Annotated in this window: 20 protein-coding genes; 14 read left to right on the forward strand and 6 right to left on the reverse strand. The window is 58.7% G+C overall.

The window, feature by feature from the left end; genetic code table 11:
- The first annotated feature begins 69 nt into the window (after nt 1-69).
- Both Q1A74_RS09790 and Q1A74_RS09795 read left to right on the forward strand, forming a co-directional pair.
- Complete coding sequence (locus Q1A74_RS09790) at nt 70-195, forward strand: hypothetical protein (protein ID WP_299595205.1); 126 nt, start codon at nt 70-72, stop codon at nt 193-195.
- Nucleotides 173-1,834: a diguanylate cyclase gene (locus Q1A74_RS09795; RefSeq protein WP_299595207.1), complete on the forward strand. Its 1,662-nt coding sequence runs from the start codon at nt 173-175 to the stop codon at nt 1,832-1,834. Before Q1A74_RS09790 ends, Q1A74_RS09795 begins: the two co-directional genes overlap by 23 nt.
- A 16-nt stretch (nt 1,835-1,850) precedes the next feature.
- Here the strand turns inward: Q1A74_RS09795 and Q1A74_RS09800 are convergent, their stop codons facing one another.
- Nucleotides 1,851-2,375 carry an NYN domain-containing protein gene (locus Q1A74_RS09800; RefSeq protein ID WP_299595209.1) on the reverse strand — a complete coding sequence of 175 codons (525 nt, stop codon included), beginning with the start codon at nt 2,373-2,375 and terminating at the stop codon, nt 1,851-1,853.
- A 232-nt stretch (nt 2,376-2,607) separates the two neighbouring features.
- Here Q1A74_RS09800 and katG point away from each other — a divergent pair, with 232 nt between their 5' ends.
- Nucleotides 2,608-4,821 (forward strand): catalase/peroxidase HPI, encoded by a 2,214-nt coding sequence (katG, locus tag Q1A74_RS09805; RefSeq protein ID WP_299595211.1) that lies wholly within the window; start codon nt 2,608-2,610, stop codon nt 4,819-4,821.
- A 101-nt stretch (nt 4,822-4,922) separates the two neighbouring features.
- Here katG and Q1A74_RS09810 read toward each other — a convergent pair whose 3' ends face one another.
- Nucleotides 4,923-6,689 (reverse strand): ATP-binding protein, encoded by a 1,767-nt coding sequence (locus Q1A74_RS09810; RefSeq protein ID WP_299595213.1) that lies wholly within the window; start codon nt 6,687-6,689, stop codon nt 4,923-4,925.
- A gap of 336 nt (nt 6,690-7,025) precedes the next feature.
- On the opposite strand from Q1A74_RS09810, the gene Q1A74_RS09815 reads away from it, so the two are divergent.
- On the forward strand, nt 7,026-8,033 hold the full coding sequence (locus tag Q1A74_RS09815; protein WP_299595215.1) for an aldose epimerase family protein: 1,008 nt from the start codon (nt 7,026-7,028) through the stop codon (nt 8,031-8,033).
- A gap of 67 nt (nt 8,034-8,100) precedes the next feature.
- On the opposite strand, the gene ettA is transcribed toward Q1A74_RS09815, so the two are convergent.
- Nucleotides 8,101-9,765 carry an energy-dependent translational throttle protein EttA gene (gene ettA, locus Q1A74_RS09820; RefSeq protein WP_299595218.1) on the reverse strand — a complete coding sequence of 555 codons (1,665 nt, stop codon included), beginning with the start codon at nt 9,763-9,765 and terminating at the stop codon, nt 8,101-8,103.
- Nucleotides 9,766-9,937: 172 nt separating this feature from the next.
- Between ettA and Q1A74_RS09825 the strand changes: the two genes are divergently transcribed.
- From Q1A74_RS09825 to fnr, 4 genes are all read left to right on the forward strand, one after another.
- Nucleotides 9,938-11,047 carry an enoyl-CoA hydratase/isomerase family protein gene (locus tag Q1A74_RS09825; RefSeq protein WP_299595220.1) on the forward strand — a complete coding sequence of 370 codons (1,110 nt, stop codon included), beginning with the start codon at nt 9,938-9,940 and terminating at the stop codon, nt 11,045-11,047.
- A gap of 71 nt (nt 11,048-11,118) precedes the next feature.
- A complete protein-coding gene (mmsB, locus tag Q1A74_RS09830; protein WP_299595222.1) occupies nt 11,119-12,027 on the forward strand; it encodes a 3-hydroxyisobutyrate dehydrogenase in 909 nt (302 codons plus the stop codon).
- Between the two features lie 93 nt (nt 12,028-12,120).
- Nucleotides 12,121-13,500, forward strand: coding sequence for an oxygen-independent coproporphyrinogen III oxidase (hemN, locus tag Q1A74_RS09835; protein WP_299595224.1), 1,380 nt, complete (start codon nt 12,121-12,123; stop codon nt 13,498-13,500).
- A gap of 158 nt (nt 13,501-13,658) precedes the next feature.
- Nucleotides 13,659-14,387 carry a fumarate/nitrate reduction transcriptional regulator Fnr gene (gene fnr / locus Q1A74_RS09840; protein ID WP_299595226.1) on the forward strand — a complete coding sequence of 243 codons (729 nt, stop codon included), beginning with the start codon at nt 13,659-13,661 and terminating at the stop codon, nt 14,385-14,387.
- Nucleotides 14,388-14,438: 51 nt separating this feature from the next.
- On the opposite strand, the gene Q1A74_RS09845 is transcribed toward fnr, so the two are convergent.
- The 3 genes from Q1A74_RS09845 to Q1A74_RS09855 all read right to left on the reverse strand — a co-directional run bounded on the left by Q1A74_RS09845 (nt 14,439) and on the right by Q1A74_RS09855 (nt 17,895).
- Entirely contained in the window at nt 14,439-14,987 is a 549-nt protein-coding gene (locus Q1A74_RS09845; protein WP_299595229.1) for a HugZ family protein, read from the reverse strand.
- 13 nt (nt 14,988-15,000) lie between these two features.
- Nucleotides 15,001-15,513, reverse strand: a complete 513-nt coding sequence (gene hutX, locus Q1A74_RS09850) for a heme utilization cystosolic carrier protein HutX (RefSeq protein WP_299595231.1) — start codon at nt 15,511-15,513, stop codon at nt 15,001-15,003.
- A gap of 303 nt (nt 15,514-15,816) precedes the next feature.
- Nucleotides 15,817-17,895 (reverse strand): TonB-dependent hemoglobin/transferrin/lactoferrin family receptor, encoded by a 2,079-nt coding sequence (locus Q1A74_RS09855; RefSeq protein ID WP_299595233.1) that lies wholly within the window; start codon nt 17,893-17,895, stop codon nt 15,817-15,819.
- A gap of 266 nt (nt 17,896-18,161) precedes the next feature.
- Here Q1A74_RS09855 and Q1A74_RS09860 point away from each other — a divergent pair, with 266 nt between their 5' ends.
- The 6 genes from Q1A74_RS09860 to Q1A74_RS09885 all read left to right on the forward strand — a co-directional run bounded on the left by Q1A74_RS09860 (nt 18,162) and on the right by Q1A74_RS09885 (nt 23,054).
- The gene (locus Q1A74_RS09860; protein ID WP_299595235.1) at nt 18,162-18,887 is read left to right on the forward strand and encodes an energy transducer TonB; all 726 of its coding nucleotides are present in this window, start codon (nt 18,162-18,164) and stop codon (nt 18,885-18,887) included.
- Nucleotides 18,888-18,926: 39 nt separating this feature from the next.
- A complete protein-coding gene (locus tag Q1A74_RS09865) occupies nt 18,927-19,616 on the forward strand; it encodes a MotA/TolQ/ExbB proton channel family protein (RefSeq protein ID WP_299595237.1) in 690 nt (229 codons plus the stop codon).
- Complete coding sequence (locus tag Q1A74_RS09870; protein WP_299595239.1) at nt 19,613-20,050, forward strand: biopolymer transporter ExbD; 438 nt, start codon at nt 19,613-19,615, stop codon at nt 20,048-20,050. Before Q1A74_RS09865 ends, Q1A74_RS09870 begins: the two co-directional genes overlap by 4 nt.
- Nucleotides 20,051-20,104: 54 nt before the next feature.
- A complete protein-coding gene (locus tag Q1A74_RS09875; protein WP_299595241.1) occupies nt 20,105-20,995 on the forward strand; it encodes a hemin ABC transporter substrate-binding protein in 891 nt (296 codons plus the stop codon).
- A gap of 205 nt (nt 20,996-21,200) precedes the next feature.
- Entirely contained in the window at nt 21,201-22,256 is a 1,056-nt protein-coding gene (locus Q1A74_RS09880; protein WP_299595243.1) for an iron ABC transporter permease, read from the forward strand.
- Between the two features lie 15 nt (nt 22,257-22,271).
- Nucleotides 22,272-23,054 carry a heme ABC transporter ATP-binding protein gene (locus Q1A74_RS09885; protein ID WP_299595245.1) on the forward strand — a complete coding sequence of 261 codons (783 nt, stop codon included), beginning with the start codon at nt 22,272-22,274 and terminating at the stop codon, nt 23,052-23,054.
- Nucleotides 23,055-23,208: the final 154 nt, after the last annotated feature.

The following is a 23,208-nucleotide window of genomic DNA, read 5'->3' on the forward strand; positions in this document are numbered from 1 at the left end:
CGATACCGAAGTTTGGCCTGGGAATGGAAGGCGCTGTGGTAATATTCCGTGTCATAAATACATCAAAAAATGATCGGGGCGCAGTGCGATGAAGATCGCCAGTTGGATATGGGGATTGCTGTGGATCGCTCTGGCGACAGCGGTGGCAAGGGCCGAGGTTTCGATGCCCCCAATGCAGCCATTGGTCGTCAGTGAAGGCGTGGCGCTGCAGACATTGACGCCGCATTTACGCCTGCTCGAGGACACGCAAGGAGCGCTGACGTTTGATGCTATCCGTGTGACCGATAGCCTGAACCCGTTGCAGCCGGTCCCCGCCGACCAGACAAATTTCGGTTTCAGCCGCGCCGCCTACTGGGTAGCGTTTTCTCTTCATAACCCGTCAAGTGACCGTTTGCGGCTGATTGTCCGCCAGGACTACCCGTTGATCGACCGGCTGGATTTCTGGCAACCGAATGTCGAGGGCGGCTGGACGCATACTGCCACCGGCGATCGTCGCCCCTTCCATTCTCGCCCACTCAATCTGCGGGACTTTGTGTTCCCTATATCCCTGCCCGCCAACAGCACGCAAACCTTTTATCTGCGCTATCAGACTGCAGGTTCGATGAATATTGGCCTGAGCGTCAGCAGTGAAACGGCGTTTCTGCCACAACTGGGTAAAGAGCAGATTCTGCTGGGGATCTATTACGGTGGGTTTCTGGTACTGGTGATTTACAACCTGTTTCTGTTCCTGGCGGTGCGGGATCGGGCCTACGCCTATTACATGGGCTATGCGATCAGCTACGGCCTGTATTTTGGCGTACACAACGGGCTGTCATTTCAGTATCTGTGGCCGGGTAACCCGTGGCTTGCCAATCAGAGCCTGGTGATACTGCTCGGCCTGACGCTGATCTTCGGTATCCAGTTTGTGCGCACCGTCTGTTGCGGCCCGCAACTGGCACCGCGCACTGACCGGGTAGCGCGCTTTCTGTTGTACCTGCTGCTTCCCCTGACGGCCATTGCGCCGTTTGTCAGTTACGGCCCAATGATCCTGAGCCTGGCCACCCTGACCCTGCTGCTGTCGATACTGTTTATGGTCATGGGGGCGATCAGCCTGTTGCGCGGCTCGGTGCCCGCGCGCTATTTCCTGGTGGGTTGGACGGCGCTACTGGTGAGCGTGGTGATCTATATGCTGAAGACCTTCGGCCTGGTTCCCCACAATAGTTTTACCCACAATGCCTTCCAGGTGGGCGCGTTGGTGGAAATGGTGCTGCTCTCTCTGGCGCTGGGCGCCCGGGTTGGCGAATTGCAGCGGCAGGGATATACGGATCAATTGACCGGGCTGTTCAATCGTCGCTACTTCGATGAACAGTTTCCGAGGGAGTTCGCACTGGCCGCTCGCAACGGCACGCCGCTCGCCCTGTTGATCCTCGACCTGGATCATTTCAAGGCGATCAACGATCGCCTGGGGCACGCGCGGGGGGATGCCGCCCTGTGTGCCGTGGGGCAATTGATTCGCAAGCAGGTGCGCAAACCGGTGCTGGCTTGCCGTTATGGCGGGGAGGAGTTTGCCATTTTGTTGCCGCGGGCAAACCGGATACAGGCCGCATCGGTGGCCGAGCGATTGGTCAAGGTGGTGGCGGAGATGGAACTGGAGGATATGTCGCTCACTGTGAGTATCGGCATTGCCGCCTGTGAGCAAGGGAATGTGGCTTCGTCCCTGCGGTTGTTCGAAGCGGCGGATGCGGCGCTGTACCGGGCAAAACAGGCGGGGCGCAACCGGTACGAAGTCGCACTTGTTTCCAATCCGGCGGTCGGCCCTGAAACTCCTGCACTGGCGGCCGCCATACCTCGGTAAATTTCAGCGAGATTGTTCAGCCCAGCAGCAGGCTATTTTCAATTGGAATAAATTCGCTGGCGGCATTGATCAAGGTGTTCGCGGTCAATGCCGCAACACCGTACACCTCAACCTTTTTACTGCGGCCCTCTCGCAGTTTCTGCACCAGTAAATCAAAATCCCCATCGCCGGAGACCAGAATCACCACATCGGCACTCGCACTTTCTTCCAGTGCATCGATGGTGATGCCCACATCCCAGTCCCCCTTGGCGGAGCCGTCGGCGCGCTGGATAAACGGTTTCAGTTTTACCTCGAAACCGATGGCCCTGAGAATATTCTGAAATTCCCGCTGTTTCTGGTCACCGCGGTCAACTGCATAGGCAATCGCGGTGGTGACCTGCCGGCCTTCTGTGGCTTTGCGCCAGAAGGTATTGTAATCAAAGTTGCGATTGAAAATTTTTCGCGCGGTGTAATACACGTTCTGTACATCCACAAAGATGGCGACTTTTTGTGTTTGTGGCGCTGGGGACAAGGGCGCGTTGGGCATTGGCGCGGTGGACATAAACAGGAGCCTGGGGCGATTCGCCAAGGAAAGTGGGATTGAAGGCGCACTATAGCACTCCGGTGAACACTCGATTGGTACTGCCTATCAGTCTGATATTTCCACGCTATTAGTGTCGGTTTTTAGATTGTGGTTCTCAATAAGGTCGATAATAACGTCTAATTTCAAGGTGATTGCGTGCCCCTATAGGATTCTCTCGTCTGATTGATGAGACTATAAGGAACGCAACCCAATGCTCAAGAAATCCCTCTCTCTCGCCGTGGCACTGGCAACCGCCATTTCTGCCAGCGCTCACGCTGAGTCCTCCAAACCCATGTCCAACCAGGACTGGTGGCCGAACATGGTCGACCTGCAACCTCTGCGTATGAACGCGGAAAAGTCCAACCCAATGGGCGAAGACTTTGACTACGCAAAAGCTTTTGAAAGCCTCGATCTGGACGCAGTCAAAAAAGATATCGAACAGGTCCTCACCACCTCGCAGGACTGGTGGCCCGCAGATTACGGCCACTACGGTCCCTTCTTTATCCGCATGGCCTGGCACAGTGCCGGTACCTATCGTGTGTACGATGGTCGCGGCGGTGCCGGCGGTGGTCAGCAGCGTTTCGAGCCCCTGAACAGCTGGCCGGACAACGTCAGTCTGGACAAGGCTCGCCGCCTGCTGTGGCCAATCAAACAGAAATACGGCAACAAAATTTCCTGGGCAGACCTGATGGTGCTGGCTGGCAACGTGTCCCTGGAATCCATGGGCTTCGAGACCTTCGGTTACGCCGGTGGCCGCGAAGACGACTGGGAAGCGGACGTGGTCTACTGGGGCTCCGAGCGCGAATGGCTGGGCCAGGACAAACGCTACGACGGCGAAAAACTCGAGAAACCGCTGGCGGCCTCTCACATGGGCCTGATCTACGTGAATCCGGAAGGCCCCGGTGGCAAGCCCGATCCCAAAGCCGCCGCGGACCGTATTCGCCAGACCTTCAGTCGCATGGCCATGAACACCGAAGAAACCGTCGCCCTGATCGCCGGTGGCCACACCTTCGGTAAGGCCCACGGCGCTCACAAGGCCTCCGACTGTGTGGGTGAAGCACCCTCCGGCGCGGCGCTGGAAGCGCAGGGTTTTGGCTGGAAAAACAAATGCGGCAAAGGCCACTCCGAAGACACAGTCACCAGTGGTCTCGAAGGTGCCTGGTCGGCAAACCCCATTGCCTGGTCCACGCAGTTTCTGGATAACCTGTTTGGCTTCGAGTGGGTGAAAACCAAGAGCCCCGGTGGCCATATCCAGTGGGAGCCGGAAAATGCCGAACAGGCGAGGTTTGTGCCGGATGCGCACATCGAAGGCAAGCGCCACGCGCCAATGATGTTTACCACCGACCTGTCGTTGAAAGAAGATCCGGAAATGCGCGAAATTTCCGAGCGTTTCCACAAGAACCCGGACGAATTCCAGAAAGCCTTCGCCAAGGCCTGGTTCAAACTGACCCACCGCGATCTGGGCCCGCGCGCCCGCTACCTGGGTGATGAAGTACCGGCAGAAGTGCTGATCTGGCAGGATCCAATCCCACAAGTGGATTACAAGCTGATCGATGACGCCGACATCAAAGTGCTGAAAAGCAAAGTGCTGGACAGCGGCCTGAGCACCCAGGAACTGGTGCGCACCGCCTGGGCTTCTGCTTCAACCTACCGTGCCACCGATATGCGCGGTGGTGCCAACGGTGCCCGAGTTCGCCTGGCGCCGCAAAAAGACTGGGTGGTGAATGACCCGCAGGAACTGGAGAAGGTGCTGGACCGACTGGCGAACATCCAGAAGGACTTCAACAGCAAGGCCAAAGGTGGCAAGCAGGTTTCCATGGCAGACCTGATTGTGCTCGGCGGTGCGGCGGCCATCGAGCAGGCCGCAGGTGAAGCGGGTTATGACATCAGCGTACCGTTCAAGCCGGGCCGCAACGATGCCGCCCAGGCGCAGACCGACGTGCAGTCCTTCAGCTTTATGGAGCGCAAGGCGGATGGCTTCCGCAACTATTATCACAGCGAAGCGCATCTGGCGCCGGTGGATGCACTGATTGATAGCGCCAACCTGCTGGATCTGAGCGTACCGGAAATGACCGTACTGGTGGGCGGGCTACGTACCATCGGCGCCAACCACGACGACGTGAAGCACGGTGTATTGACCGACAAACCCGGTGCACTGAGCAACGACTTCTTCGTCAACCTGTTGTCCATGGAGACCGCCTGGAACAAATCCGCGAAACAGCCGGGTATTTATGAAGGGCGTGACCGAAGCAGCGGAAAATTGAAGTGGACCGCCACCCCGGTGGATCTGATTTTTGGTTCCAATTCCGAGCTACGCGCGCTGTCCGAGCTGTACGCGACCCAAGACAACGACGAGAAGTTCGTCAATGACTTCGTCAGTGCCTGGACCAAGGTGATGACCGCAGATCGCTTCGACCTGAAGTAGTCCAGTCTTCACAGGATGGACTGGCTGTATTTTCATGCGGCCAAATAAAAATGGGCAGCCTTTGGCTGCCCATTTTTTTCCTTCTGGTACGGCTACATGGACTACGCCGGCTCCGTGCCCAAGCCCAGATTTTTCTGCAGGGCGGTGATCAGGTGCGGAAGAGCAATGGGTTTGGTCAGGTAGTCGTTCATACCGGCGTTGAGCGCAGCGCTTCGTTGTTCACTGAATGCCGCTGCCGATAGACCAATGATCGGGGTTTTGCGGATTTCCGGCATCTGGCGGATTTCCTCTGTCGCTTCCAGGCCGCTCAGGCCGGGCATCTGGATATCCATAAAAATCAGGTCCGGGCGTATATCCATAGCCAGCGCAATCCCCTCGCGACCGTTGGCCACAAAGGTGGCGTTTACGCCCAGGTCGTCGCAAAACGCCTGCATCAGCGTCTGGTTAAGGGCGTTGTCTTCAAAAATCAGTACTCTGAATCCCCGCAGGTTCTCCACTGATGCCTCATCGGTTTCGGGCAGAGGCTCTATCGGCAGCCCCTGGCGCAAGGGCAGTACTACCCGAAAGCGGGTCCCCACATTGGGCTCGCTTTCCAGGTGGATTTCGCCATTGAGCAGTTCCACCAGCCGGCGGGTAATCGGAAGCCCCAGGCCGGTTCCCCGCGCTTGTCCGTCAGCGGATTTATCCACTTGTTCAAACGGCTCAAAAATAACTGCCTGCTGCTCCGTGGAAATACCGATACCGCTGTCGCTGATCTCGATGGCAATCTGCTCTGCGTTTTGTTCGTCCTGCTGATAGTGCAGCTGGATATCAATCGCGCTGTTGGCAGGGGAAAACTTGATGGCATTGCCGATCAGGTTGATCAGGATCTGAGAGAGTTTGCCGCGGTCACTGCGAATGACATCAGGCAAGCGCGCATCGATGTTGCGCTGTAGGCGGAGGCTTTTCTGACTGGCCTGTGACTCACAGGAAACAAGAATGCAATTGATCAGGCTGCGCAGCTGGAAATCTTCCTCTACTGCTTCGATTTTTCCAGACTCGATACGGGAGATGTCCAGCACATCGTTGACCAGTTCCGCGAGCCCCTGGCCACTCATGGCAATTTTTTCCAGAAAGTCACGATATTCCTGTGGTAAGCCGTTCGCTTTACTGCGGTTCAGCAGCACCTGGCTAAAGCCCACGATCCCGTTGAGGGGTGTGCGGATTTCATGGCTCATATTGGTGAGAAATTCGGTTTTGGAGCGGCTGTAAAACTCCGCCTTTTCCTTGGCCGCCACCAGTTCGCGCTCCAGTGTTTTGCGATCGGTGATGTCAAGAATCACACCGATCAAACCGCCGAGCCGGCCATCCTTCAGTTCATACGCTGCCTTGTTGAAAATAACATCGTGCAGGCTTCCATCGGCGTAAACCACCTGGGATTCGTAAACCTGATGGCCGCGCTGCTGCATCAGTTCAATATCTTTCTCGTGGTATATCCTGGCCTGCGGCCCTGGTGAAATACCGTAGACCGAGTGGCCGACAATGTCTTCCCGGCGCTTGCCTAGAAATGCCTCGAATGCCCGGTTGCAACCGGTGTAAACGCCCTTGGCATTTTTGTAAAAAATGGGCGCGGGGATGGCGTCCACAAGGATCTGGAGAAACTGCAGCTGGTCTGACAGTGCCAATTCCGTTGCCTCTCGCTCCAGTAACTCCCGTTGATACCTGTCATTCAGCTGCTGTTGGTGGTTGACCGTGTCGGACAGACGACCAGTAAGTTTCTGTTGTCGACGGAACATTCGGTAGCCGACAAAGCCGAGAAGTAGGGCGAGAAGAGATAACCGTGCCAGGGAGCGTGTGAGGGCGGGGGTGTTTGAGAGGGGTTGGGACATGAGTACCCATTCCAGGGCCCCCATGAGCGCCAGTACCAGTAAGCCGCCGGGAATGAAGTGGCGAAGCCAGGGAGACCGTACTTCTGTTGGGGTGTACATGACGATGTCTATATTGGCAGCGAGTACTTATTACCCTACTTAAAATGCGGAAACTCGGCAATATGATGATGTTGCCACGTGTCCACAAGACGGGCAGTGTCGTGGTTCTGCCAGGGATCGCATGGTATTAATGGCCACTGCTGACGGGCGCGGTGTTCACACATCGTCAATGCGGGCGCTTTCGCGCACCACCTGTCAATCACCACGCATCGTGCAACCCGAATGAAGGATACCCTTTTGAATACCACTTCCCCTGAGAATAAAGCAAAGGTTGTACTGGAGAATGCCGCGGGTGTACAGGTGGAGGTCAGTGCGTTGGGGGCGGGGCTGACGCGGGTGCGAGCGCCCGATCGCCATGGTGTGGTGGAGGATATCGCCCTGGGGTACAGGGACGTGAGCTTGTGGCAAACCAACCCGCTCTACCTGGGGGTGACGGTCGGCAGGGTGGCCAATCGGATTGGCGGCAGCAAATTTTCGCTGAGTGGAAAATCCTACAGCCTGATCGCAAACGAGGGGGCCAATCAGCTGCACGGTGGTCCAAAGGGTATCTCGACCCAGCACTGGACATTGGAAGACGGGGGGAATGCCAAGACATTGGCGTTCCGATACAACAGTCCTGCGGGCGAAAACGGCTACCCGGGGAATGTCGAAATTTCGGTCTCTTATCAGCTCACGGACGACAATCGACTGATTTGTGAATACCGCGCAAAAAGTGACTGCGAGACACCAATCAGTCTCGCCAACCATGGGTACTGGAATCTGGCGGGTGCTGGTGACGTATTGCAGCACGAGCTGGAAATTTACGCCGATAACACCGTGGAACTGGATGCACAGCAGATACCAACGGGCCGGATAAATCCGGTATCTGGAACAGCGATGGACTTCCGTGTGGCGAAGAAAGTCGGGCGGGATATTGACGCGGTGGCCGGTGGGTTCGATCACTACTGGGTAGTCGATGGGAGTGACACAGGAATATTAAAGCCCGTTGCGTGGTTGTATGACCCGTCCAGTGGGCGCAGCATGGAGGTCTCTTCAACGGCGCCCGGTGTGCAGTTTTACAGTGGCAACTTTCTGGATGGCAGCTGCGAGAATGTCGATGGGTCGCCAATGTCACGTCACAGCGGGCTGTGCCTGGAAACACACGGTTTCCCGGATGCGGTGAACCGCCCGGAATTTCCGTCGGTGATGATCGGGCCGGACATGCCCTACCAGCAGACGATGATTTTGAAGTTTGGCGCGGGCTAGGTTTCAGTTTTAACAAGATACAAAAAAGCCCGCAATCGCGGGCTTTTTTGTTTTATCAGAAGGCCAATCAGGTCTTGATCTTCTTGTACTGCATCCGGTGCGGGGTGGCGTTCTCACCGTTGCGCGCCACAAAGTCCTCGTGGTACTCGGTGTAGTTGCCCTCAAAAAATACCACGTTGCTGTCGCCTTCGTAGGCGAGGATGTGGGTTGCTACACGGTCCAGGAACCAGCGGTCGTGCGAGATCACCATGGCGCAACCGGGGAAGCTCAGCAGGGCCTCTTCCAGGGCGCGCAGGGTTTCGATATCGAGGTCGTTGGACGGTTCGTCCAGCAGCAGTACGTTGGCGCCCTGTTTCAGGGTGTAGGCCAGGTGCAGGCGGCCGCGCTCACCACCGGAGAGTTCGCCCACGCGTTTCTGCTGGTCGCTGCCCTTGAAGTTGAAGCGACCGATATAGTTGCGCGAGCCCACTTCGTAGTTGTTGATCTTGAGCATATCGTGTCCGTCGGACACGGCTTCCCATACGGTCTTGTTGTCGTCGAGATTTTCGCGGCTCTGGTCGACGCTGGCGATCTGTACGGTTTCCCCGATGTTGATCTCACCGGAGTCCGGTTGTTCGGTGCCGTTGATCATGCGGAACAGGGTGGACTTACCCGCGCCGTTGCCGCCGACGATACCGACGATGGCGCCCTTGGGTACGCGGAACGAAAGGTTGTCGATGAGTACGCGGTCGCCGAAGGCTTTGCTCACATTGTTCAGTTCAATCACATTGTCACCCAAGCGTTCGCCCGGCGGAATGTAGATTTCGTTGGTCTCGTTGCGGGCCTGGAATTCCTGGGACTGCATTTCTTCCAGGCGGGACAGGCGGGCCTTGCTTTTAGACTGGCGGCCTTTGGGGTTCTGGCGGGCCCACTCCAGCTCTTTCTGCATGGCTTTGGCGCGTGCCTGCTCACCTTTCTGTTCCTGCTCCAGGCGCTTCTCTTTCTGTTCCAGCCAGGTGGTGTAGTTGCCTTCCCAGGGAATGCCGTGGCCGCGGTCCAGTTCCAGAATCCAGCCGGCCACGTTGTCGAGGAAGTAGCGATCGTGGGTAATGGCCACCACGGTGCCGTCGAAGTCGTGCAGGAAGCGTTCGAGCCAGAAGACGGATTCGGCATCCAAGTGGTTGGTGGGCTCGTCCAGCAGCAGCATGTCAGGGCGGGACAGCAGCAGGCGGCACAGGGCCACACGGCGCTTCTCACCACCGGACAGATTGTTCACGTCCGCATCCCAGGGCGGCAGGCGCAGGGCGTCGGCCGCTACCTCTAAACGGTGCTCCAGGTTGTGGGCGTCCCAGGCATGGATGACGTCTTCGAACTGCTGCTGCTTTTTGGCCAGGGCATCGAAGTCGGCGTCGGGTTCGGCGTAGTCGGCGTAAACTTGTTCGAGGCCGGCGAGGGCATCAATGGCTTCGCGCATGCCGTCTTCAACGTTGCCGCGCACGGTTTTGGACGGATCCAGTTGTGGCTCCTGGGGCAGGTAGCCCACATTGATACCGGGCATGGCGCGGGCTTCGCCGTTATAGTCCTGATCGACTCCGGCCATGATGCGCAGCAGGGTGGACTTACCGGCACCATTCAGGCCGAGCACGCCAATTTTGGCGCCAGGGAAGAAGGACAGGGAAATATCTTTCAGGATCTCACGCTTGGGCGGAACAACCTTGCCCACGCGGTTCATTGTGTATACGTATTCAGCCATTAGAGCATCATTCCAGTCGGTCAGAATTTGCGCGCAAGTTAGCAGTTTGGTGGGAAAGTTCAACCTGCTGTGTTGTGTTGTTTTTTTGCTCGCCGCGAGGGAAGCGCCAGGTAATGCCAGTGCAAGCCCATCTATGTTTAACTTTGCCCAAACCAGACAAGCGGGAACCAGTATGACCCAGGAATCACCTCTCATCGTCGAGCGTCAGGGCCCTATCGGCAAATTGACGCTCAATCTGCCCAAAGCCCACAACGCCCTCAACCTCGAGATGATTGACTTGATGGCCGCCCAGTTGGACGCGTGGGAAGCCGATGACAGCGTCGCCTGTGTCTGGGTTGAAGGCGCCGGTGACAAGGCCCTGTGTGCGGGAGGCGACGTGGTAGCGCTGCACAAAGCCTCCGGCAGTTACGATGCGCCGGGCGCCGGTCAGTTTGTGGAAGACTTTTTTACCCGGGAGTACCGCCTCGACTACCGTATCCACACCTTTCCTAAACCGATTGTGGTGTGGGGTAACGGCATTGTCATGGGCGGCGGTATCGGCATCATGAGCGGTGCCAGCCATCGCATCGTTACCGAGACCACGCGCATGGCCATGCCGGAAATCACCATCGGGTTGTTCCCGGATGTGGGTGGCAGCTGGTTTCTGAATCGTATGCCCGGGCGCACCGGATTGTTTCTCGGTCTTAGCGGCGCGCAGTTTAATGGTGCCGACGCGCTGTACTGCGGTATGGCGGATCGCCTGCTGGCCAGTGAACGGAAGCAGGCGCTGATCGACAAACTGGCAGAGCAGCCATTTGGTCCAGTTCGTCAACAGAATCACGCGCTGGTCAGCCGTGCCGTGCAGTCACTGGAAATGGAAGCGGCAGAGTACCCCGCGCCCAATCTGCGCGAGCACTATGACGCGATTCAGAAACTTACCGACGCGCCAACTCTGCCGGAAGTCTATCGGGATATCGTCGATTACGCCGGCGACGATCCGTGGCTGCAGCGATCCGCGAAAACCCTGAAGGCCGGTTGCCCGCTCACCGCGTGGATCGTGTGGGAGCAACTGCGTCGCAGCAAACACATGTCGCTCGCGCAGGTACTGCAGATGGAGCTGGCGCTGGCGCTGAATATGTGTAGCAATGGGCAGGTCAAAGAAGGGGTACGTGCGTTGTTGATTGATAAAGACCGCTCCCCACAGTGGCAGCCTGCGCGTCTGGACGATGTGACGAGGGAGCAGGTGGAAGCGTGTTTTGCGGAGCCCTGGGACGGAGAGAATCCACTGGCAGACCTCTGCTGAATTGGTGGATACACGCTCAGACAGGCCGGACAAACAAGCCAGAAAAATAATAAATACATGGAGTTAAACAAATGAATCAAACTAAAAATATTGCCTTTATTGGCCTCGGCAACATGGGCGGCCCCATGGCCGCAAACCTGGTCAAGCAAGGCTTTACCGTCACCGCGTTTGATCTTTCCGTGCCCATGCTGGAAAACGCCGTCGCCGCCGGTTGCCAGAAGGCCGATAGCGCCCACGCCGCCATCGAAGGCGCAGATGTGGTGGTTTCCATGTTGCCCAGTGGCGAAGCGGTGCGCGCACTTTATCTGGGTGTGCACGGCCTGTTGCAGGCGATGGATTCGAAAACCCTGTTGATCGACTGTTCGACGATTGCCGCCAACGATGCTCGCCAGGTTATCGCCGCCGCCAGTGAGCGCGGAATCGACGCGCTGGATGCGCCAGTCTCCGGTGGCACGGCCGCCGCAGCCGCAGGAACACTCTCGTTCATGTGTGGCGGTGAGCAGAATGCCATCGCGCGGGCGCGGCCGGTACTGGAGGCCATGGGCGCAAATGTGTTTCACGCAGGTCCCGCGGGCAGCGGGCAGGTGGCGAAAATCTGCAACAATATGTTGCTCGCCATTCATATGATCGGCACCGCCGAGGCCCTGCAACTGGGGGTGGATAACGGCATGGATCCCGCTGTGCTGTCGGAAATCATTGGGGCCAGCTCTGGCGGTAACTGGTCGCTTGAAAGGTACAATCCCTATCCGGGGGTGATGGAAAATGTACCCGCCTCCCGGGAGTACCAGGGCGGTTTTTCCGTGGCACTGATGCTGAAAGACCTGGGTCTTGCCATGGACACTGCCGCCGGCAGCGCCTCTTCTACCCCCCTCGGTGCACTGGCGAAGAACCTCTACCAGCTCCACGGCGGCGACCCGATCAACAGCGCACTGGATTTTTCGTCCATTCAAAATTTGTTCCGCCGCCCGGTAGGTGACTGATCCGCGGTCAATTGCGCCGCACTTGATCCAGATCAAGTGCGGCCGCTGCCGGTTTACGTAGCCTCCCCCTCCTTGTGACAGGAGGCTTGCCAGATGGACACCGCAGAATCTCTCTCCCTGGCGCTATTACAGCGCTACGCCGGACCTTGCCCACGCTATACCTCCTACCCCACCGCAGACCGCTTCGCCCCTCTCGATGGCGCGGCGTCGGGCCCGGCCCCCTGGGGCGCGCTGCAGAGTGTGAAAACCCTGTCGCTATATGTGCACATCCCGTTCTGTAAATCCCTCTGCTACTTCTGTGCCTGCAACAAGGTCATTACAAAAAAGTACGATTCTGCCGCGAATTACCTGGAGACCCTGTTGCGGGAAGCCCAGTGGTATAGGGACCGGGTGGCCAGAGCGCCGGTGATCCAGCTGCACCTGGGCGGTGGTACGCCGACCTTTTTGAATGACAGGGATCTCACAACGTTGATCCACGGCCTGGGGGAAATCTTTGATCTGCGCGCTGGGGATGCCGTGGAATACAGCGTGGAGGCGGATCCGCGCACTCTCGAACCCGGCACCCTGGAAACCCTGCGCAGCCTCGGTTTCAACCGCCTGAGCCTCGGGGTGCAGGATTTCAATCCGCAGGTACAGCAGGCGATCAACCGTATCTGTACGCCAGCACAGGTGGCGGCGCTTACCCGCGGGGCGCGTGCGCAAGGTTTTGGTTCCATCTCTTATGACCTGATTTACGGCCTTCCCGGGCAGAGTGTGGCGAGCCTGGAGCGCACGGTGGATATCGTGCTGGAGCAGGCTCCAGACCGCATAGCGCTGTATCACTACGCCCATTTGCCGGAGCGCTTCAAAGCCCAGCGCCTGATCGATTCCGATTTGATGCCGGCGCCGCAAGAAAAAATCGCGATGCAACTGGCGGCGACGCAACGGCTGACCGACGCGGGCTACCAGTTCCTGGGAATGGATCACTTCGCACGCCCTGAAGACAGCCTCGCTCGCGCCGCGAGAGAGGGGCGCCTGGCACGTAACTTCCAGGGTTATACCTTGATGCCGGCAGATGCCCTGGTCGGGCTTGGCGCTTCGGCCATCAGTTACAGCCGGGATGGTTACTGGCAGAATCAGCACAGCATCAAGGAATACAGTTACGGGGTGGCGGAGCGGGGGCAGGCGATTACCCGGGGTTGGCAACTGGACGACGAGGATCGACTGCGCCAGTGGTTGATCATGGAACTGATGTGTCAGCTGCGGGTGGACAAGCAAGAGGCGGCGCGGCGCGCAGGGCAGCCGTTTGAAGCGGCTTTTGCCGAAGCGCTGGTGCGGCTGGCGCCGATGGAGAGGGATGGCCTGGTGCGGATGGACTCCTGTGACCTTGTCGTCACTGAGCGTGGCCGCTGGTTCCTGCGCAATATCGCCGCGGCATTCGATCGCCACCTGAACCCGTCGCAACGCGGTGCCCGCTATTCCCGGGTGCTGTAGTGCACCGCCAAAATTGCGGGTGAGAACCCCCAGTGCGGGCACAAGTGTCGCCAGCAGCCGGCGAAGATACAATGGAATAATATCCGCCCTGCAGAACTGCGCGGCGGTCACGCAAAAATTGCGCAGCTGGGAGTGGACTCGGTTTGGGTGTGAAGAAAATGAGCGCGGCGGTCAGCTGCGCGAATTGCTCGGTCAGGGCGCTGTGCCTGCCTGCGGGCCTGTCGAAAAGCGATATCGATCGCCTGGAGCAGGTCGCGCACAAGAAAACTCTGGTACAGGCGGGAAGTACGTTGTTTCGGGCCGGGGATACCTTTACCAGCCTCTACGCGATCCGTTCGGGCAGTTTCAAATCGGTGGTCATCGCGGCCGACGGCGATGCGCAGGTGACCCACTTTGCCCTGCCGGGCGAGCTGCTGGGACTGGATGCGTACAGCAATCAGTTCCACCCCAGTTACGCGGAGGCTCTGGAAGACAGCAGTGTGTGCGAATTGCCCTTTTCACAGCTGGAAACTCTGGCCCAACAGGTGCCGGGGCTACAGAAGCAGATATTCAATCTGTTTTCTGACGAGTTGCGGCAGGAGAAAGAGATGGTGATGCTGCTGGGCAAGCGCTCCGCAGAGGCGCGCATGGCCGCGCTACTGGTGAACATCTCCGAGCGCTACGCGCGCCGCGGTTACTCCGCGACCGCCTTTAATCTCACCATGCCGCGCACGGATATTGCCAACTACCTGGGGCTCACCGCGGAGACGGTAAGCCGGTTGATATCGCGCTTCCAGAAGCAGGGTGTGATGAAAGTGAATGGTCGCGCTGTCACCCTGCTGGATAAGCCCGGCCTTGCGGCACTGGCGGGCGTCAGTTGTGATGTCTTGCAGGTAGCGAACCGGTAGCAAATAGAGAGCGAAGAGCCAGCGCAGAAATACATCCTGCGCTGGGTCGGATCAGGCAGCGTTGCTGTTCTTTTCTTTGTGCCCATCCTTCAGGTGTAGTGCCACCTGTTTTTCCATACCTTCCAGAGCGTAGGCCTGGCCAAATCCTTTCACGTAGCGGCCAGCACTGGGCTTCAGTTCGAACAGGTGGAAATCTTCCAGGTCTTTCAGGTGGTCCATTACCGGACCGAACTTTTCCCGCAATTGCTCGATGCGCTCCTGCCACAGCGGCAGCGCGCGGCCGATTACGCCGGCTTGCACATTGAAGGTTACGCGCAGACGGGCGAAGGCCTGTTTGGTGTCCGCCTCGTCCGCATTGAAAATCACGGAGGCTTTGCTGTTCGCTTTCAGGTTGGCGCAGTGCTCGGAAAGGTCGCTGATAAACAGGTAAAAGTTGCCATCTGCGGCCAGGAAGGGTGCGGTGCTGGCGTGGGGCTGGCCGTCTTCGGCCAGGCTGGCCAGGTTCAGCAGTTTACGGGTGGCGATAAAATCGCGTACCTCGGCAACCAGGTCGGCGCCGTCATTGGTTTTCGGGGTTTGATGCTGGTTTTGTTCGGTCATGTCCTTGTCTCCCTCAGGAATGTGCAGCGCCGGCGCCTGCCAGTTGCTGCTTTAATTGTTTGAACCGCGCGACCTGTTCCGGGATCAGTTTGCGTTCTGCATCCCGGCCCAGAAATACTTTGAATACGCAGTTGCCGCTGGGGGCGAGAAAGACCATGGAGTGGCTTTCGGCACCGCGGTGGGGTTTGCTGACGAAGGCGATTTCTACGAGCCCTTCGACCAGCAAGTGGCCGTGGAAGGGATTTTTGTGGTGCATGAAGTTGTAGTAACCGTGGGCAATGCTGCCTTTGGGAAACTCGCCTTTAAATTCAAACACGGAGCCTTCGTTCTGGACGATGGCGGTCACTTTGCCCCAGCTGGGCAGTTCTTCGATCAGTTGCCATACGGCGTCGCTTCCGGCGAGTGAGGCCATGTCGCCCGGCAGGTTGGCAATAATCTCGCGCACACTGGTGTCGAGCTGTTTCGCCATCTGTTCCAGGGTGAAACCTGATTCACTGGCAAGTAGTTCCTGTACTTTCTCTTTCATCTTTTCTTGCATTAGCAATACCAAACGTTCTCTGTATCAATCCACCACTACAAAATTAGCCGAGTCAGTGTTGGCCATTGCGAAAACGATTGCCGCTAGGTTGTTTGCGCAATGGCCACCACTGGCTCGGCGGGCTACGGAGCTAGAAAGACCGGCTCGGTGGACCGCGCTCTCCAAAGGTCTTAGCTCCGCGAGTCGCGGCCTCCGGGGTACTTACCTGTCAAACAACCTAGCGGCAATCGTTTGCCAAGTAAGTACCCCGGAGGCCGCTCGTTTGTAGTGGGTTTCGATTCTGGTTTGTGATCAGAAACGGTAGCTGGCAGACAGTTTAATGTTGCGGCCCGGCATATACAGTTCCTGGAAGGCGACCCGGTATTCTTCGTCGGTCAGGTTATCCAGGGCCAGGCCCAGCTTGATACCGTTCAGGCTGCCAGCGGCTGGCTCCCAGGTCATGTAGGCGTCGGCCAGGGTGTAGCTGGTGTAGTCGCGGGTTTCTTCTACCGGCAGCTGATCCTGGGCGGAGACTACGGAGGTGCGCAGGCCCGCTTTGAGGTCACGTTGCAGGAAGTAGTGGCCGAGATCCAGTACGAACTTGTCCGCGGGGATGCTGGTCAGGTAGCTGTCGTCGGTCAGGTCACGGCCTTCGGTCTGGCCGTAGCTGGTGCCGATTTCGAGATCGTTGATCCGGTAGTTGGCGCTCAGTTCAAAGCCTTTCAGTTCCGCCTCGTCCACGTTCAGGTAGGTGGTGTTCATGGGGAAGCCGAACATTGGGTGCGGGTTGGTGACTACCTGCTCGATAAAGTTATCCACTTTATTGCGGAATATAGCCGCGCTGGCGGTGAGCTGGTCGCTGCTATTGGCGAGGCCGCTGAAGGCAAAGTCCGCGCGCAGCTCGGTGTTTTGTGCTTCTTCTGCTTCCAGGTCCGGGTTGGGAATGAAGGTGTTGCAGAAGGGGCCGAAGTAGCAGAAGTGGGTGCCTTCGGTGTACATCTCTTCCACGCCTGGTGCGCGGAAGGCTTTGGCGTAGCTGGCGCTGAGATTCAGCCATTCGGTGGCTTTGACGGCGGCGGCGATGGAGGGGGAGACGGCGGTGTCTTCGCGGGTGGATTCGCTCAGCTGCTGGCTTTCGGCTTCGAAGCGGTCGTAGCGTACCCCCGGGGTCACGGTGAATACATCGCCGAAGGTGAACGCGGCCTGGGTGTAAATGCCCAGCACGTCGGTGTCGGCGTTCAGGTTTTGCGGGCGGTTGTCGCCGTCGCGCACGGTGGTGACGTCGTCCTGATACCAGTCGAGACCGTAGACCCACTGGGCACTGAGGCCTTCTGTTGCATTGGTTAGGGCGAGGCCGGTGGTGGTGACTTCGGTGTTGTCGTTCTGACCGGCCTCACCCTGGGTGGGGCGGAATTCTTCGAACTGTGTGTCGTTGCGGTAAAGGGTGACTTTTGTTGTGTGGCTGGCGGCGCCGTCGGTGTGCGCGCTTTTTCCTGCCTGGATCAGATAGCCGGCGGTGACATTCTGATCGGTGATGTCGCGCTCAACCAGCGGTGAGCTGGTGCCCACATTGGCATTCGGGTTGGACGGAACGGCTTCTTCGCGATTGTTGTGGCGGAAGGACAGGTCGATGCGCTGGTTGTCGCTGATTTTGAAACCGCCGCGGGCGAGCAGGGCGGTATTTTCGCTGGCGCTGTTTTCCAGTTCCTCGCCACCACCGATTTCCACGTTGTCGTGCTCGGAGAAGGAGCCGTTCACCAGGTAATCGAAATCGCCGGCCAGGCCGTAGATGGCGGCGGTGGTTTCGGTGGAGTCACCGTTGCTGCCCAGTTCCTGTTTCAGGTAGCCGCCGAGGTTGTTGTTGAGCGTATTGCCGCTTTTCAGCAGGTCCGCAGCGCTCTTGGTGGACATGGCCACCACGCCGCCGATGGCGCCGGAGCCCCACAGACTGGAGGCGGGGCCTTTTTTTACTTCCACCTGTTTCAGCAGTTCCGGGTCCAGCTGGTAGGTGCCGCGGTGGCCGGAGTTGAAGTTCTGGCGGGCGCCGTCGATGGTTTGCAGTACACGCACGCCCTGGAGGCCGCGAATATTTGGAGCCTGGTTGGAGTAGCGGGGGCCGCCGGTGACTTCGATATTGGGTTCGTATTTCAGTGCCTGGGCGATGGACTCCGGCTGTTGCTCTTCCAGCTGTACGCGCTCGACCACGGCGATGCTTGCGTCTTTTTCCTTGGCGGCCGGGTTGCGGTCTGCGGCGACGATTACTTCACCGAACTGGATCACTGGCTGGTCGCCAGTCTCGGTTTCGGTCGCCTGTGCCATGGCGCTGTTTGCACACAGCGCCAGTACCGCAGCGGCGAGAGGATGAAGTTTCAGAGTCTTGAACTGGCCCATAACGGTGCCCCCTTTTCGTGTTCCCAAGATAGGTTCCCAATTGAATGTCCGTATTGCCGACCGTTATTTCGAGGCCGGTCGGTACGGTTGCGCCGAATCATAGGTCCAGTAAATCATATTGTAAATGCAAACTATTATCGTTTGATATTAAATCTGCAAGTTGCTAGTCTTCCCTGCGTTGGATGTTCGGCTGGGACATCCGTATCAGCATCGGCCAGGTAGCAGGAGCTAGAAAACGGCGTGGAGACGAACAGTGAGGTATCACCGTGAAATGGCGCATGGCCACAATGGTGTTCCTGTCCTTTGCGCTGCACGGATGGTTGCTCTGGGCAGCGCCGGTACGGGAAGTACAGGCGCCCTCGGGTGTGGTGGCGCTGAAACTGGGGCAGGTGAAGCTCGCCTCCGCGACGCTGTCTGAGAAGGAAGTGGCGCCGCCGGAGAGGATCGCCGAGCAGCCACTTTCGGAAACGCCAGAGCCGTCGAAGCCGGTGGAAAAGGTGCTGCCCAAGCCGCTTCAGAAGCAGCCACCTAACAGAATGGTTGAAAAGAAGCCGATTGAAAAAAAGCCGGTAGAAAATAAACCAGAAACGGAAAAGCCAGAGGTGGCTGTACCGCCCAAGCCCTCGCCGGTTGACGAGGCTGTTGCCGATTCTGAGCTAAGCCAGGTATCCAGCGCGCCAGCGCCGACAAAACAGCAGAGTGTCAGTGAAGAATCCGTATTGGTGGAGCGCCCGGCCTTCGCCAGCCCACCCGGCGCACCGGCCTACCCGGAACTGGCGCGGCAGCGCCGCCAGCAGGGCACTGTGGTAGTCGAGGTGCAGCTGGATCGCACCGGTGCGCAAGTGGTTCGCCGCCTGTTGCAGTCTTCCGGGGTCGACAGCCTGGATGAAGCGGCCTTGAAGGCGGTGGCGGGGTGGCAGTTTCTGCCCTACCGGGAAAACGGTCAGGCGCGATTGTCCCGAGTGCGATTGCCCATTCAATTTTCTCTGTAAGTTTTGTTGGCCAAAGTCGTAATAAAAAACGAGAGCGCTATGTTCGAACATCAATCCTGGTCTGAATTTTTCGCCCAGCTCGGCCCAATGGGCTGGCCGCTGTTGGTGGTGTCGGCGGTTGCGCTGGCGCTACTGGGTGAGCGTCTCTGGTTTCTGCTGACCACCGCCCACCGCGGTATCAGCGGTTCTTTCAAACGCCTGCAGTGCACCGCCGAAGCGGAACTGGATCAACTGGGCAAAACCTGCGAGCAGGAGCGCGCCCTGGCCAGCCGCGCCACCGCACTGTTGCTGCAGCATCGCAAGGTAGACAAGCCTCAGCGGGAAGAAATCGCCGCGGTATGGCTGCAGGATCAGCGTCGCCAGTTGCACAGCGGTCTGCGCCTGTTGATGGTGGTCGGCATCATCAGCCCGCTGATGGGTTTGCTGGGCACGGTGCTCGGCCTGATCGGTATGTTTGCCGGCCTGTCCGGCAGCAACGAACCGGTGACCCCGGCGCTGCTGGCGGATGGATTGGGTATGGCGCTCAGCACCACCGCCGCGGGCCTGATCGTCGCACTGCCGGCCATTGCCGGCGCGCACCTGTTGGCGATCTGGAGTGATCGGGTGGTGGCGGATCTGGAGCACCTGTTCAATCGCGGCAACCTGTGGCTGGAGGGGCTGGACCCTTGCTGCAAAACCCCGGATGCGTGTGTGCGCGAGCCGGTCAATATTGCGGTGCCGGCGCAGTGATCAATATCAATCCCCCCAATCAGCGGGAGTTTTCCCTCGCCAATCTGGCGCCGGACCTGACCCCGCTGCTGGATATCATCTTTATCGTTCTGGTGTTCCTGCTGTTGACCGCAAATATGCGGTTGGCGTCGCTGCCCATGGACCTTCCCGCCAGCGAACATGCGGCGGCGACTATGCCGTCCGACCCCATGACCATTTCTCTGTCCAACCACGGGCCGGACCTGTGGGGGATCGATGATCGTGGCTACGCTAGTCAGGGGGAATTTGAACAGGCGTTGATGGCCTCGCTGGTGGCGAACCCGGAGCGCCCGGTCGCTCTGGCGTCGGATCGCAATGTGCCGGTACAGCGCATGCTGGATCTGTTTGCCCTGTTGCAGAAGCAGGGGGTGGAAGTGGCGGAAATTGCACTGCAACCGCACGCCGCCGCACCCTGACCGATTGAAAGCCCTGCGTGGGGGTTTTTGGTTTTTATCGACTGGACTCGAACTATGACCTTTTCAATGCCTCGTCCTTTGAATTGCCCTCTGATTTTCCTTCTGGCGCGCGCATGCCACACCTTTCTTTCGGCCGCTGCACTGCTGCTGGCCAGTAGTGTTGCCGCCGCGGCACCGGAGCGGGTGATCAGCACCGGCCATTCCATTACCGAACTGGTGCTGGCGCTGGGCGCCGGCGATAGCCTGATCGCGGTGGACTCCTCCACGCGCCTGCCGGCGGATTTCAAAAAAGTGCCGGTGGTGGGTTATTACCGTCAGTTGCCGGTGGAGGGCATGCTGGCGCAGCGACCGCAGTTACTGATTGGCGGCGAGCATATGGGCCCGGCGAATACCCTGACTCTGCTTCAAAATGCCGGGGTAAAAATTGTGAAGCTGCCGGAAGCAGAGAACGGCGAGCAGTTGATCGCCAATATTGATCGCCTTTCCAGAGTGCTGGAAAAACCCGCTGCTGAATTGACAAAAAGTGTCGTGCAGCAGTTGCGTGCATTGAAACGTGCCCGCAGCTCACTGTCTGAGGCACCGCGCATTTTATTTGTGCGCGCCCAGGAAGGCCGCGGTCTAAAGGCCGCCGGCACCGGCACCAGCCCGGACAGTCTGATTCGCATGGCGGGCGGTGTGAACGCGGTGGAATTTTCCGGCTACAAACAACTGTCGGATGAGGCGCTGATTGAACTGCGCCCGGACTGGATTCTGTTTTCTAGTGACCAGGATGCGCAGCTGAAAGGCGGCGCGGCACTGTTGGAGTGGCAGCCGCTGTTGAAGCTGACACCGGCAGGAAAAAAGAAAGCCTTTTTCTCCGTGGACGGTTTTGCGCTGCTCGGCGGCATGGGATTGGCCAGCCTGAATGAAGCGAAAAAGCTAAACGAAAAATTTTCAAGAAACTAAATATTCTTTAGTAGACGCAGCATTCCGGGCGAAGGCGTCGATGCCGGGTGCAAACTTGTGAGACCTTCAAAAACAGGATGTTTTTGCAGAGCCCCCAGGGATGGGTTCATGGCGTGTCTCACAAGTTTGCACCCGGTAGCGGTGCCGCCACAAAAGTACCCGAAGCGGCACCCCGATAGTCAAATGAAATTGAGGTACCCCTCCCTTGGAATTTCGCCTGAGTGACAAAAGCCTGCTGCCAGCGCTGATTGCGCTGTTGCTGTTGGGGAGCTGTATTTCCCTTGCGGTGGGCGCCATGACCATCGGTTGGCGGGACGTACTCGCCGGCTTGCTACAGTGGAGCTGGCCCGGGATTCTGGATCAGGATGTGCCGGAGCAGTACGCACTGGTGCTCGGTGAAATTCGTTTGCCGCGCCTGCTGCTTGGTTTGATTGTCGGCGGCACCCTCGGCGTTTGTGGTGCAGTGATGCAGGGCATGTTCCGCAATCCATTGGCCGAGCCAGGGATTATCGGCATTTCTTCCGGCGCCGCCGTCGGTGCCGGCATCGTGCTGGTGTTTGGCGGTGTTCTGAGTGTTTGGCTGGGCACTCTTTACGAGAAATTACAGTGGTTACTGTTGCCCACCTTTGCCAGCTTTGGTGCCATCTTTGCCACCTGGCTGGTGTATATCCTCGGTGACCGCGGCCGCTCGGTGGTAATGATGTTGCTCGCCGGTATCGCAATCTCCGCACTGGCCGGCGCCGCCCTCGGCATGTTCGCCTATGTGGCGACCGATACCGCACTGCGGGATATGACCATGTGGCAACTGGGTTCCCTGTCCGGGGCTACCTGGACCACGGTGCTGGTATCCGGAATTATTTTTGCCATCAGCGCCGGGCTGCTGTGGGCACGCGCCAGCGATCTCAACGCGCTGTTGCTGGGTGAATCGGAAGCCCGCCACCTGGGGGTGGATGTGGTTGGCCTCAAGCGGCAGATTATCGTGCTGAATGGCATCGCCGTGGGTGCGGCGGTATCCGTATCGGGAATTATCGGCTTTGTCGGTTTGGTGGTGCCGCATATCGTGCGCCTGCTGCGGGGGCCGGATCACCGCTATCTGATTCCCTACAGCGCACTGCTCGGCGGCCTGTTGCTGACCGTGGCAGACACCATTGCGCGCAGTGTTTTTGCCCCGGCGGAAATGCCGGTGGGGATTATTACCGCACTGCTGGGTGCACCTTTCTTCCTGTTTCTGCTGTGGCAACAGCGCCAGCAGATTTTCTAAGGGGAGGGTGCCCATATGTTGCTGGAAATTTCCGACCTCTCAATTCAGTACCCCCGCGCGGCTTCGCCGCTGCTGGAGCACATCTCCCTGGGCTTTGCCTGCGGCGAGGTAACCGCGCTGCTCGGCCCCAATGGCTGCGGCAAAACCTCGCTGCTGCGTGCCATCAGCGGTGAGCTGGATTATTCCGGCCGCATTCATCTGTTCGGTCGCCCGCAGGCGGACTGGTATCGCAGCCAACAGGATCACCGCGCCCTCGCGCGCCGCTACGGTCTGCTGGCCCAGCACTCCAATCTGAATTTTGCCTTTACCAGTCGCGAAGTAGTGCAGCTCGGCCTCGGCCCGGGCAGCTTGTCGCGGGCGGAGCAGGGCGAGCGGGTTGAACACTTTATGCAGCGCGCGGATGTATGGCACCTGCGCGACCGGCTGTTCCCCAGTCTGTCCGGCGGTGAAAAGCAGCGGGTGCAGCTGGCGCGAGTCCTGTCCCAGCTCAGCCTCGCCGACCCCGGGGATAAAAAAATCCTGCTGCTGGACGAACCCACTTCCGCCCTCGACCTCAAGCACCAGCATGAGGTGCTGGCGCTGGCCTGCGAAGTCGCCGGCGACAACACCGCCGTGGTCGCGGTCCTGCACGATCTCAATCTCGCCGCCCGCTACGCCGATCGCATGGTCATGCTGGCCGATGGCCGGGTTCAGGCCGACGGCACCCCCGCCGAACTGCTGCAGCCGGACCTGGTGGAGCGGGTCTATGGCTACCGCGGGCAACTGGTGGATATGGCGGGCTACAGTGCCCTGTTGTGATTCCTGCCAGCGGCACTATTCGTTGATTTCTGCGTCAACTGGTACGCCCGCAGCGGACGAATCTCCCGGTGGCGCCAACTTGAACAGAGTGGGGCGCTGAATTGAATTTGTTTCATGTGCACCCTTTGCGCCGACGCCACTCCCTTGGTGTACA

The organism is uncultured Microbulbifer sp. (assembly GCF_947504145.1).
Classification (GTDB): domain Bacteria; phylum Pseudomonadota; class Gammaproteobacteria; order Pseudomonadales; family Cellvibrionaceae; genus Microbulbifer.

Coding starts and splice junctions, on each gene's coding strand:
- Q1A74_RS09790 (WP_299595205.1), top strand. CDS start 70: ATGATCGGGGCGCAGTGCGATGAAGATCGCCAGTTGGATATGGGGATT.
- Q1A74_RS09795 (WP_299595207.1), top strand. CDS start 173: ATGCAGCCATTGGTCGTCAGTGAAGGCGTGGCGCTGCAGACATTGACG.
- Q1A74_RS09800 (WP_299595209.1), bottom strand. CDS start 2,375: ATGTCCACCGCGCCAATGCCCAACGCGCCCTTGTCCCCAGCGCCACAA.
- katG (WP_299595211.1), top strand. CDS start 2,608: ATGCTCAAGAAATCCCTCTCTCTCGCCGTGGCACTGGCAACCGCCATT.
- Q1A74_RS09810 (WP_299595213.1), bottom strand. CDS start 6,689: ATGTCCCAACCCCTCTCAAACACCCCCGCCCTCACACGCTCCCTGGCA.
- ettA (WP_299595218.1), bottom strand. CDS start 9,765: ATGGCTGAATACGTATACACAATGAACCGCGTGGGCAAGGTTGTTCCG.
- Q1A74_RS09825 (WP_299595220.1), top strand. CDS start 9,938: ATGACCCAGGAATCACCTCTCATCGTCGAGCGTCAGGGCCCTATCGGC.
- mmsB (WP_299595222.1), top strand. CDS start 11,119: ATGAATCAAACTAAAAATATTGCCTTTATTGGCCTCGGCAACATGGGC.
- hemN (WP_299595224.1), top strand. CDS start 12,121: ATGGACACCGCAGAATCTCTCTCCCTGGCGCTATTACAGCGCTACGCC.
- fnr (WP_299595226.1), top strand. CDS start 13,659: ATGAGCGCGGCGGTCAGCTGCGCGAATTGCTCGGTCAGGGCGCTGTGC.
- Q1A74_RS09845 (WP_299595229.1), bottom strand. CDS start 14,987: ATGACCGAACAAAACCAGCATCAAACCCCGAAAACCAATGACGGCGCC.
- hutX (WP_299595231.1), bottom strand. CDS start 15,513: ATGAAAGAGAAAGTACAGGAACTACTTGCCAGTGAATCAGGTTTCACC.
- Q1A74_RS09855 (WP_299595233.1), bottom strand. CDS start 17,895: ATGGGCCAGTTCAAGACTCTGAAACTTCATCCTCTCGCCGCTGCGGTA.
- Q1A74_RS09865 (WP_299595237.1), top strand. CDS start 18,927: ATGTTCGAACATCAATCCTGGTCTGAATTTTTCGCCCAGCTCGGCCCA.
- Q1A74_RS09875 (WP_299595241.1), top strand. CDS start 20,105: ATGACCTTTTCAATGCCTCGTCCTTTGAATTGCCCTCTGATTTTCCTT.
- Q1A74_RS09885 (WP_299595245.1), top strand. CDS start 22,272: ATGTTGCTGGAAATTTCCGACCTCTCAATTCAGTACCCCCGCGCGGCT.